We start from the raw sequence: 11,893 nt of genomic DNA, 5'->3' as shown, positions 1-11,893 counted from the left end.
CCAGAATTCTATATACATCTTCTCGATACACTACTGCAATAGTGTATTTGAGAAAATTAACGATTATGCGGGTATTTCCAGCGCGTTTCTCACATAAGCCAGTGCTTTATCAATCACGTCTTCGATAGACATGCTGGTCGAATCCAGGATCAATGCATCTTTTGCCGGCACTAAAGGCGCAACGGCCCGATTGCGATCGCGGAAGTCCCGTTCTTGTATCTCGGACAAAAGATTTTCAAAGTTAACACTAAAACCTCTCTCCTGCAACTGCAACATACGTCTGCGGGCGCGTTCTTCCGCACTTGCATCAAGAAATATTTTCACTGGCGCGTCAGGAAATACAACGGTTCCCATATCACGACCATCAGCTATCAGTCCAGGGACAATACGGAAAGCTCTCTGCCGACGTAAAAGTGCTTCACGGACACGTGGGAATGTCGCCGCCTGTGAAGCCGTATTTCCAACAGCTTCGGTACGAATTTCATTGCTGACATCTTCGCCTTCCAGAATAACCCGGAGTTTGCCATTTGCAGGCACAAAACGAACATCCAGGTTTGCAGCCAGAGGAACCAGTGCGTCTTCAGACTGGATATCCACCTGATGATGGATGGCAGCCAGTGCCAATACACGATAAATGGCACCTGAATCAAGCAACTGCCAATCTAACGCTTCCGCCAATGCCTGACATAGTGTTCCCTTGCCAGCACCACTTGGCCCATCAACGGTTATTACTGGGGCTATCGCCGCCATCATTATCCTCCTTTTCGCATAACATTCGTATAACAGACAGGTCATTTACCGAATGCAAAAAATTGCTTAATTAGTAAGCAATAAAAACCTGTCTTATTATACGCGCTCAGCAAATGAGAGAAACAGGCAAAACCCATTTATTTCTGTCCCTACCTACTTTTGCCTCTCCGTCTATTTGGCGTACTGGCTGAGCTTTTCAAGCTGATTGAAATAATCTGGGAATGTCTTTGCTGTACAGCCTGGATCAAGGATGGTGACTGGGGTATCCGACAGAGCCACCAACGAGAAACACATCGCAATGCGGTGATCATTATAGGTCTTAATTTCAGCATGATTGAGCTTTTCTGGCGGAGAAATTCGAATATAATCATGTCCCTCTTCCACTTCGGCACCTATTTTTCTCAATTCAGTTGCCATTGCATTTAGCCGATCAGTTTCTTTTACCCGCCAATTGTAGATATTGCGGATAACGGTTTCTCCCTGTGCAAACAACGCGGTCGTCGCAATTGTCATTGCAGCGTCAGGAATAGCATTCATATCCATATCAATGCCTGTCAATGTACCGCGTTCACATTCAACAAAATCATCCCCCCAACGAATAGTTGCCCCCATCTGTTCTAACACATTGGCAAATTTGGTATCCCCTTGCAGGCTATTCCTGCCAATGCCCGTGACACGAACGGTTCCACCTTTAATTGCCGCCGCAGCCAGAAAATAAGATGCCGATGAAGCATCACCTTCCACCAAATATTGTCCCGGAGACAAATATTGCTGCTGACCTTTAATGTGAAACACCTGATATTGTCCATTGTCTACCGTTACACCAAAACTTTTCATCAGTGCCAATGTAATATCAATATAAGGTTTAGAAACCAAATCACCTTGTATGCGAATTTCCGTATCGTTTTTTGCCAATGGAGCTGCCATCAACAAGGCGGTTAGGAACTGACTGGAAACACTACCGTCAACGGTAACTTTTCCGCCTAAAAACCCCCCTTTGATATGTAAAGGTGGGTAATTTTCCTGTTCAAGATAATCAATTTCTGCTCCGCCTTGACGCAATGCATCAACTAAGTGACCAATTGGACGCTCTTTCATACGAGGTTCACCGGTCAATACCACGTCCATACCGCCGTTTCCTAAACATAGAGCCGCGGCCAATGGACGCATTGCTGTACCAGCATTGCCCAAAAACAGTTCGATGCCGCTTTTGCCCGTAATACGGCCTCCAATGCCATCTACTTCACAGTTAGTACGATCAGCAGAGAGACGATAGGAAATACCTAATGCAGTCAGAGCATTAAGCATGTAACGGATATCATCGCTATCCAACAAATTGGTCAATCGGGTTGTTCCCTTAGCGAGAGCAGCAAGTAACAAAGCGCGGTTAGAAACGCTTTTAGAACCAGGCAAGTTAATTGTTCCATTAATATGGGAAATAGGTTGTAACGTCAGGGATTGCATAAAGGGAGGAATCTCCAGATATGATTTTAGTTGTTAGGATAAATCGAGGATTTTAAGATCGGGAGGCTTTACCCCTCCCGACGATAAAAAATTATGCATTGCGGCGTTCAAAATCAGCCATAAATTCAACTAATGCTTTCACACCTTCATAAGGCATGGCGTTATAAATCGAAGCACGAGCGCCACCCGCAACTTTGTGCCCTTTCAATGCATGTAACCCGTGTGCATAAGCTTCTTCCAAAAACTGGCTATCTAACGCTGGGTTAGCCAGTTGGAATGGCACATTCATGATAGAACGGTTTTGAGGAGCAACACGGTTGATATACAACTTACTGTTATCAACTGCATGATAAAGGTGTTCGGCTTTAGCATGATTGCGTTTACTGATTTCTTGTAGCCCTCCCTGCTCTTTCAACCATTTGAATACCATGCCAGACAAATACCATGCAAATGTCGGGGGCGTGTTATACATGGAGTCGTATTGAACCTGCACAGTATAATCCAGAATAGATGGCGTATGCTGGTGTGCTTTACCCAGTAGATCTTCACGAATAATGACAACGGTAATCCCTGCTGGCCCAATATTTTTTTGTGCCCCAGCATAAATGACACCATAACGGCTAACATCAATTGGTGCAGAGAGAATGGTTGAAGAGTAATCGGCAATGACAATTTTATCATCACCAAAATTAGGCTCTTCAAAAATGGCAATGCCTTCAATAGTTTCATTAGGACAATAATGGATATAGGCAGCATCACTGCTCAACGCCCATTCACTCATCGGCTTCACACCTTTGACACCGCCCATTTCTGTCCTGATATCAATGATGTTTGGAGTGCAATATTTTTCTGCTTCTTTCGCTGCACATTCAGACCAGTAGCCACTAACGATGTAATCTGCTGTCGGTTTATCACCCAGTAAATTCAGTGGTAACGCCGAAAATTGCCCACGAGCACCGCCATGACAAAACAGTACTTTGTAATTCTCAGGTATTGCTAATAAATCTCGGAGATCTTTTTCTGCTTCTGCCGCAACAGCCACAAACTCTTTGCTACGGTGACTAATTTCCATTACAGATGTCCCCAAGCCGTGCCAGTTGCAAAGTTCCTGCTCTGCACGTCGTAACACTTCTGCTGGCAACATAGCTGGACCAGCGCTGAAATTATATACCTGACTCATTAACTTCACCCTATCAATGGATACAATAAAATCGGACGCATTGGTTTTATCACTCCCGCCTTGCTGCTGCAATAATTATTAAACATTTATTGTAAACTACAATTGTCAACTACAGCATAACTCTCTGATAGATCACCTTATTACAAATAACGCAATAAACTATAATCCGAATAACAAAAAATCAAAAAATCAAGCCTGGTTAATATCGTCTTTGCTTAACACTCAAAATAAAAACAAACTTAGAATATTAATAATAAAACACACCACTTACCGAAAAGATTTAAATCATAAAATTAAAAAAAACAATTTATTGCATCAAAACCACATTACTTATTCAAATAAATCCTTGACAAAATCAATCGAGACTTTCAAATATACCCTTTTCACGAAACAACAAAAAACGTCTCAACATAAACTCACCTTCATTCTTCAAAACTGAATTATTCATTAATCAAATTAATCAGTAAAATATATCAACAAGTTACGATCATGCTAAAGGAAATAAAAAATGAAAAAAATAAATCAATCTACATTACCCTACCTAATGTTTATTATCTTATTGTTTTTATCTACATTTTCTATTCGTGCACTCAGCTCAACACTTATTAGTATTAAAAATAGCACCGACTCTATTCTGGAATTAGATTCGTCATCCCTAAAAAATGGCACATGGAGTACCAAACCTCCTCAAAAAGTATTAATGGGTGAAAGAGTGAATTTTATGTTTGACAATTCGCGTATGAATAACACCGAAGGCACAGCTGTATACAAAGCCTCAGATGGCGCCAAAATAACTATACATTGGAACATTCCCTTTTTTGGAAAAAATTCATATGATATTACCACGAATAAACAAGATAGCTATTTAACGGGATATTCTTTAATACATGGAGAGAATACCGGAATAAGAGTCACATTCCTTAAAAAACACTTAACCAGAAATTATAAGGTCATTGTAATGTCTGATCCGCAGCCATGGAGATTAGAAACCGGAGATCCAAACGCTTTTGCAAATGAGGAACCTTGGAAAAACAGAAACCGCAATGTTGTAAAAAGCATTAACGAGTTACACCTACAAGGATTAGTAGATTTCGGTATTATCAATGGTGATATGACTGAGTTTGGTCGCCAGAACACCAGAGATGACTTCTATTTAATATACAATAAATTATTATTCCCATTTTATTTTGGCCTTGGTAATCATGACTACCAAAACAATGTAAATGATTGTACGGAATATTGGCATTTTGATTTTAGTAAAAATGCCTGTGCGAGGTGGTCTGTCGACAATATGGCATCAGAGATAAGTGATAACTATCAGAATGAGCAGCTATTAAATTTCAATAGTGATTATAATAATGATAAACATAGCGGTAGCTTAGCCTATTCATGGGATTTCGGTAATATTCATTATGTTCAACTACAGAACTACCCAACTTATTGGGTTACATTGGATCACTATGCCGCCCCAACAATATATATAAAAAATTCGATGGCATGGTTAAAAACCGATTTAACAAAAGCCTATTCCAGAGGAAAAGCAAGTATTCTTAATTTTCATGATGGCACGCAAAGTTTTATTCAAAAAAGTACAGATGAACAGAAAAAAGAATTCAAAAATTTAATTGAAAAATATAACGTTATGGCAGTATTTATTGGTCATACTCATCAGGTTAAAGAATCTAATAAAAATGGAGGAGATCCCATCTTTGGTAATGCCAGGATATATAATAGTGGTGCCTTATTCCAAGGTGATTTTCTGTTGATGAATGTAAGAAATAAGTGTATTGATGTTTCAGTTTATAATGGCCGTGATGGTACACCTAGAAAAATTCAAGATTTTCAAGGCACTTGTGGAAAATTAACACACCAACTGAATCAATAGAATTGAAAGTAAAAATATAAAAAGGCGCATCGAATGCGCCTTTTTATATAGTTAAATCAGGAATTAATACTTACCAAACATTTCCTGAATTTTTTCTACATCAGAAGTTTGCGTCAGAGCCAATTGCAGAAGAACGCGGGCTTTCTGTGGGTTCAAACGCTCTGAAGCCACAAAGCCATATTTGCTGTCGTTAACTTCAGCATTCTGGGTAGTGTAGCCGAAAGGAATACGGCTGGAGCGAACGACAACAACACCATTTTTAGCTGCCTTAGTCAATGTGTCAAAAATGGACTTATAGATGTTACCGTTACCTACACCTGCACTGACAATGCCCTGATAACCATTTTCAACGAAAGCTTTTGCTGGCAGATCAGAAGCGTTGGAGTAGTTATAAACGATGCCAACTTTCGGCAATTTATCCAATTCGCTCACATCAAAAACGGCTTTGCTTGCTTTTACAGGTGCCGCAGAATAGTAGCGTACTTTGCCATCGTGAACGAAGCCCTGTGCACCAGCATTCACAGCCTGAAACGCCTGAACTTCAGTTGTGCTCAGTTTACTGATGTCACGACCATGGATCACGGAGTCATTCATCGCCAGCAGCACACCACGGTTTGCTGAGTTTTTATCAGCCGCAACAACAACAGCGTTGTACAGGTTCAACGGACCGTCAGCACCCAGTGCTGTAGATGGACGCATTGCACCAACCATCACGATAGGCTTCTGGCATTGGGTGGTCAGTTCGAGGAAATAAGCAGTTTCTTCCATGGTGTCAGTACCGTGGGTGATAACAAAACCGTCAGTTTTGTCACATTCTGCATTGATTTTCTTCGCCAGAGTCAGCCATACTTGATCGTTCATGTCCTGAGAACCGATGCTGACAACCTGCTCACCTTTCAAATCAGCAATGTTTTTAATTGCTGGTACAGCATTCAGCAACGAATCAATGCCCACTTTACCTGCGGTATAACTAGATTGAGTTGCCGATTCCCCCCCTCCAGCAATTGTACCCCCTGTTGCCAAAACAGTAATATTCGGTAAAGCGAAAGCAGAACCGCTAACTAAAGCCAGAAAACCGGCTATTGCTGTTATTTTAGTCTTTTTCATTATTCAACCTCTTGTAAAAAAAGCTATTTTATTATGTAAACCAAGAATAAATAAACTCTAATTAACAATAATTTTTGGGAACTGATAGAGCGGATAAAAAAAACGCCGTATGATATACGCCTTTAACATACATTGAAGTGAATCACGATGACGCAAACCTATATCCCAGGCAAAGACGCCGCGTTAGAGGACTCCATTAACCGCTTTCAGCACAAACTGAAGTCCCTTGGTTTTAATATTGAAGAAGCCTCATGGCTGAATCCTGTTCCGAATGTTTGGTCAGTACATATTCGCGATCGTGACTGCCCACTGTGCTTTACCAATGGCAAGGGTGCCAGCAAGAAAGCTTCATTGGCCTCCGCATTGGGAGAATATTTTGAGCGTCTATCGACAAATTATTTCTTTGCTGATTTTTATCTGGGTGATACCGTTGCTAATAGTGAGTTTGTTCATTACCCAAATGAAAAATGGTTCCCGTTGCCAGAAGATGACTCTCTGCCAGAAGGTATCTTAGACGAACGTCTGCATCGTTTTTACAATCCAGATAATGCGCTTTGTGCTAGCCAATTAGTGGATCTGCAATCTGGTAATGAAGAGCGGGGGATCTGCGCCCTGCCATTTAATCGTCAGTCAGATAATCAAACGATTTATATTCCAATGAATATTGTCGGAAATCTGTATGTTTCAAACGGTATGTCAGCTGGCAATACCATGAACGAAGCGCGTGTACAGGGATTATCTGAAGTATTTGAGCGCTATGTGAAGAACCGCATTATCGCAGAATGCATCAGCCTGCCTGAAATTCCACAAGATATTATGAACCGCTACCCAAGCGTCATTGAATCAGTCAATAAATTGCAGGAAGAAGGCTTTCCGATCTATTGTTACGACGCTTCACTTGGTGGGCAGTTCCCGGTCATTTGCGTCGTACTGTTCAATCCTAATAATGGCACTTGTTTTGCTTCCTTTGGCGCTCATCCTGATTTTGGTGTTGCACTGGAGCGCACAGTCACAGAACTGCTGCAAGGCCGGAGCCTGAAAGATCTGGATGTTTTCACCCCACCAAGCTTTGATAATGAAGAAGTTTCTGAACATACCAATCTGGAAACTCACTTTATTGATTCCAGCGGTGTAATCAGTTGGGATCTATTCAAGCAAGATGCTGACTATGAGTTTGTTGACTGGAATTTCAGCGGAACAACAGAAGAAGAGTTCACCACCTTGATGGGGATTTTCAATAAACTGGATGCTGAAGTCTATATCGCTGATTATGAGCACCTTGGCATTTACGCCTGCCGCATTCTGGTTCCCGGTATGTCAGATATTTATCCGGTCGAAGATTTGCACATTGCTAATAACACCATGGGAACTCATCTGCGTGATACCATTCTGGCTTTGCCGGAAAGTCAATGGCAACCAGGAGAGTATCTGGCTTTTCTCGAACAGCTAGATGATGAAGGTTTAGATGACTTCACCCGTGTCCGTGAGTTACTGGGAGTTGCGGTAGGTAAAGATAACGGTTGGAGCAACCTGCGTATCGGTGAATTAAAATCCATGCTGGCACTGGCAGGCAATGATTTGGAACAAGCACTGATTTGGGTTGAATGGACACAGGATTTCAATGCTTCTGTTTTCACCGCTGAGCGAGCTAACTATTATCGCTGCCTGCAAACGTTGTTACTGTTAACCCAAGAAGAAGATCGCCAACCAGAGCAATATTATCAGGCATTTGTAAAAATGTACGGCCAAGACACTGTTGATGCTGCTTCAGCGGCCATTGCCGGAGAAAACTGCTTCTATGGTCTATGGCCTATTGATTCAGAATTAAAAGCACTGCCCGCTCATCAAGCATTATTAAATGCTTATGATAAACTGCAAAAAGCTAAGCGTGAATTTTGGACCAATAAATAAACTGTTGCATTAACGTTTATTTATCATAAAAAGTAAAATGCAGGTTAAATATAATTTATTTTGAAATAACAAATAAATGACAATTTAACCTGTTGTTTTACTTTTAATATCTAAAAGGCCAAAACTGCTTATATAAAAAATTTTTATAAATTTTAAAAAATATTTTTCTTTATAAATCATAGTATTAATTCTATCTCACCACATTTAAACTGCCATATTTCATTAGACTTTCGGTCTAATATGATCCATATCAAATTCAGGTCAATCCCCGTTTGCTACTATCAATGCGTGCTATGATTAATTAAGGATAAAGAGAGTGTTAGGATGAAAACTGACAACCCTTTCAATTTATTTTCACCTGCTGTAATGGCACAAATCGCTGATGACATTGGTGTATATAAAGTCAATAAACATCCCACAGTGACTTATTTATCGGCAATCATGGCAGGTGTATTTATTTCCATTGCTTTTGTTTTTTATATTACGGCAACAACAGGAACCTCTTCCATTCCTTATGGATTAGCTAAATTAACGGGTGGGATCTGTTTTTCCCTTGGTTTGATGCTGGTGGTTATATGCGGTGTCGATCTTTTCACTTCCACTGTGTTGACGATTATTTCAAAAGCGACAGGGCGTATTACCTGGTCTCAAATGATCAAAAACTGGATTAACGTTTACATCGGTAATCTGATTGGCGCCCTGTTTTTCGTGGCCTTGGTTTGGTACTCCGGCCAATATGCCGTTGCCAATGGAACCTGGGGACTGAATGTATTACAGACAGCAGATCATAAAATGCACCATTCCTTTATCGAGGCGATATGCCTGGGTATTTTAGCCAATCTGATGGTATGTCTTGCGGTCTGGATGAGTTATGCCGGACGCAGTCTGATCGATAAATTATTCGCACTGATCCTGCCAATTGGCATGTTTGTCGCCAGCGGTTTTGAACACAGTATCGCCAACATGTTTTTAATTCCGTTTGGGATCATTATCAAAAACTTCGCCCCAGATGAATTTTGGTTGAAAGTAGGAACAACCCCTGAACGATTTCCTCAACTTAATGTTGCAAGTTTTATTACCGATAACCTGATCCCTGTCACGATCGGTAACATCATTGGTGGTGCGGTATTGGTTGGATTGACTTATTGGTTGATTTATTTACGTGGCGGCAAAAATCATTAATTCGCCTCTACATCAGATTTCTTAAAAGTTCCACTGTTAAAAGGTAGAAGTATCATGTCCGAGTTAAACGAAAAATTCTCAGTAGCATGGCAAGGCTTTAACGAGGGTAGCTGGCAGAATGAAGTCAATGTCCGTGATTTCATCCAGAAAAACTATACCCCGTATGAAGGTGATGAATCATTCCTCGCGGGCGCCACAGAAGCAACAAATGCTTTGTGGGAAAAAGTCATGGAAGGTATCAAAATCGAAAACCGCACCCATGCACCGATAGATTTTGATACTGACATTGCGTCTACAATTACCTCTCATGATGCGGGTTATATTGAAAAAGATCTGGAACAAATTGTTGGCCTGCAAACCGAAGCACCACTAAAACGTGCCATTATTCCATTTGGCGGCATTAAAATGGTTGAAGGTTCCTGTAAAGCTTACAATCGTGACCTGGACCCAAAACTGAAACAAATTTTCACTGAATATCGTAAGACGCATAATCAGGGCGTATTTGATGTTTACACCCCCGATATTCTGAAATGCCGTAAATCTGGTGTATTGACTGGCTTGCCTGACGCCTATGGCCGTGGTCGCATTATCGGTGATTACCGTCGCGTTGCATTGTACGGAATCGACTTCCTGCGTGACGAAAAGTTTGCCCAATTCACTTCCCTACAGGAAAAATTGGAAAACGGCGAAAACCTGGAAGCTACCATTCGTTTGCGCGAAGAACTCGCCGAACAGCATCGTGCTCTTGGTCAAATCAAAGAGATGGCTGCTAAACATGGCTATGATATTTCCAATCCTGCTACCAATGCCAAAGAAGCCGTGCAATGGACTTATTTTGCCTATCTGGCAGCCGTTAAATCCCAAAACGGGGCTGCAATGTCCTTTGGTCGTGTTTCGACCTTCCTGGATATCTATATCGAACGTGATATTCAGGCAGGTAAATTAACTGAACAACAAGCTCAAGAGCTGATCGATCATTTGGTCATGAAACTGCGCATGGTACGTTTCCTGCGTACTCCGGAGTATGATGAGCTGTTTTCTGGCGACCCAATTTGGGCAACCGAATCACTGGCTGGTATGGGTTTAGATGGACGCACCCTTGTAACCAAAAACAGTTTCCGTTTCCTGCATACGCTATATACCATGGGGCCATCCCCAGAACCTAACATGACCATCCTATGGTCTGAAAAACTGCCTGTTAACTTTAAAAAGTTTGCAGCAAAAGTCTCTATCGACACCTCATCCCTGCAATATGAAAATGATGACCTGATGCGCCCTGACTTCAACAGCGATGATTACGCTATCGCATGCTGCGTCAGCCCAATGGTTGTTGGTAAACAAATGCAGTTCTTCGGCGCCCGTGCAAACCTTGCAAAAACCATGTTGTATGCCATCAACGGCGGCGTGGATGAAAAAATGAAAATGCAAGTTGGCCCGAAAGAAGAGCCAATGAAAGATGCGGTGCTAGATTATGACAAGGTTATGGCGCGTATGGATCACTTCATGGATTGGCTGGCAAAACAATATGTCACTGCCCTGAATATTATCCACTACATGCATGACAAATACAGCTATGAAGCTTCATTAATGGCACTGCACGATCGTGATGTATACCGTACTATGGCATGTGGTATCGCAGGCCTATCCGTTGCCGCTGACTCATTGTCTGCCATTAAATACGCGAAAGTTTCCCCAATCCGCGATGAAGATGGCTTAGCAATTGATTTCAACATTGAAGGTGAATACCCACAATTCGGTAACAACGATCCACGTGTCGATGATATCGCTTGTGATCTGGTTGAACGCTTCATGAGGAAAATTCAGAAACTGCAAACATACCGTAATGCTGTTCCAACACAGTCTGTACTGACTATTACCTCAAACGTGGTTTATGGTAAGAAAACGGGGAATACTCCTGATGGACGTCGTGCTGGCGCACCATTCGGACCAGGCGCTAATCCAATGCACGGACGTGATCAAAAAGGTGCAGTTGCTTCATTGACTTCGGTCGCTAAACTGCCGTTTGCCTATGCCAAAGATGGTATTTCATACACATTCTCTATTGTACCTAATGCACTGGGTAAAGATGATGAAGTACGTAAAGCAAATCTGGCGGGCCTGATGGACGGTTATTTCCATCACGAAGCAGATATCGAAGGTGGTCAGCACCTGAACATTAACGTGATGAACCGCGAAATGCTGTTGGATGCCATGGAAAATCCTGAGAAATACCCGCAATTGACTATTCGCGTATCTGGTTACGCTGTGCGGTTTAATTCTTTGACTAAAGAACAGCAACGGGACGTTATCACCCGTACATTTACTCAAACCATGTAATGATTAAAATATAGTGTAATGACGTGAAATAGAGTCAATGAGAATCGCGTTAACGTAAAATGTCATTATTTCTATTG

At 41.5% G+C, this 11,893-nt stretch carries 8 protein-coding genes; 4 read left to right on the top strand and 4 right to left on the bottom strand.

Translation table 11 applies throughout. The features are described 5' to 3' along the window. Window positions 1-63: 63 nt before the first annotated feature. From cmk to serC, 3 genes are all read right to left on the bottom strand, one after another. Window positions 64-750: a (d)CMP kinase gene (cmk, locus tag BDE27_RS11545; protein WP_099133861.1), complete on the bottom strand. Its 687-nt coding sequence runs from the start codon at window positions 748-750 to the stop codon at window positions 64-66. Between the two features lie 171 nt (window positions 751-921). Then, window positions 922-2,214 carry a 3-phosphoshikimate 1-carboxyvinyltransferase gene (gene aroA, locus BDE27_RS11540; RefSeq protein WP_099133862.1) on the bottom strand — a complete coding sequence of 431 codons (1,293 nt, stop codon included), beginning with the start codon at window positions 2,212-2,214 and terminating at the stop codon, window positions 922-924. Between the two features lie 91 nt (window positions 2,215-2,305). Then, entirely contained in the window at window positions 2,306-3,394 is a 1,089-nt protein-coding gene (serC, locus tag BDE27_RS11535) for a 3-phosphoserine/phosphohydroxythreonine transaminase (protein WP_099133863.1), read from the bottom strand. A gap of 508 nt (window positions 3,395-3,902) precedes the next feature. Between serC and BDE27_RS11530 the strand changes: the two genes are divergently transcribed. After that, window positions 3,903-5,279: a metallophosphoesterase gene (locus tag BDE27_RS11530; protein ID WP_099133864.1), complete on the top strand. Its 1,377-nt coding sequence runs from the start codon at window positions 3,903-3,905 to the stop codon at window positions 5,277-5,279. A gap of 63 nt (window positions 5,280-5,342) precedes the next feature. On the opposite strand, the gene ansB is transcribed toward BDE27_RS11530, so the two are convergent. Then, complete coding sequence (gene ansB / locus BDE27_RS11525) at window positions 5,343-6,386, bottom strand: L-asparaginase 2 (RefSeq protein WP_099133865.1); 1,044 nt, start codon at window positions 6,384-6,386, stop codon at window positions 5,343-5,345. A gap of 147 nt (window positions 6,387-6,533) precedes the next feature. Between ansB and ycaO the strand changes: the two genes are divergently transcribed. From ycaO to pflB, 3 genes are all read left to right on the top strand, one after another. Continuing rightward, on the top strand, window positions 6,534-8,297 hold the full coding sequence (ycaO, locus tag BDE27_RS11520) for a 30S ribosomal protein S12 methylthiotransferase accessory factor YcaO (protein ID WP_099133866.1): 1,764 nt from the start codon (window positions 6,534-6,536) through the stop codon (window positions 8,295-8,297). Window positions 8,298-8,621: 324 nt separating this feature from the next. Further along, on the top strand, window positions 8,622-9,479 hold the full coding sequence (gene focA, locus BDE27_RS11515; protein ID WP_099133867.1) for a formate transporter FocA: 858 nt from the start codon (window positions 8,622-8,624) through the stop codon (window positions 9,477-9,479). A gap of 54 nt (window positions 9,480-9,533) precedes the next feature. Beyond that, entirely contained in the window at window positions 9,534-11,816 is a 2,283-nt protein-coding gene (gene pflB / locus BDE27_RS11510; protein WP_099133868.1) for a formate C-acetyltransferase, read from the top strand. Window positions 11,817-11,893: the final 77 nt, after the last annotated feature.

Origin of the sequence: Xenorhabdus ehlersii (assembly GCF_003610465.1) — a bacterium.
Taxonomy (GTDB): Bacteria; Pseudomonadota; Gammaproteobacteria; order Enterobacterales; family Enterobacteriaceae; genus Xenorhabdus; species Xenorhabdus ehlersii.
This window is presented reverse-complemented; position numbering and strand designations above follow the sequence as displayed.

Coding starts and splice junctions, on each gene's coding strand:
- cmk (WP_099133861.1), bottom strand. CDS start 750: ATGGCGGCGATAGCCCCAGTAATAACCGTTGATGGGCCAAGTGGTGCT.
- aroA (WP_099133862.1), bottom strand. CDS start 2,214: ATGCAATCCCTGACGTTACAACCTATTTCCCATATTAATGGAACAATT.
- serC (WP_099133863.1), bottom strand. CDS start 3,394: ATGAGTCAGGTATATAATTTCAGCGCTGGTCCAGCTATGTTGCCAGCA.
- BDE27_RS11530 (WP_099133864.1), top strand. CDS start 3,903: ATGAAAAAAATAAATCAATCTACATTACCCTACCTAATGTTTATTATC.
- ansB (WP_099133865.1), bottom strand. CDS start 6,386: ATGAAAAAGACTAAAATAACAGCAATAGCCGGTTTTCTGGCTTTAGTT.
- ycaO (WP_099133866.1), top strand. CDS start 6,534: ATGACGCAAACCTATATCCCAGGCAAAGACGCCGCGTTAGAGGACTCC.
- focA (WP_099133867.1), top strand. CDS start 8,622: ATGAAAACTGACAACCCTTTCAATTTATTTTCACCTGCTGTAATGGCA.
- pflB (WP_099133868.1), top strand. CDS start 9,534: ATGTCCGAGTTAAACGAAAAATTCTCAGTAGCATGGCAAGGCTTTAAC.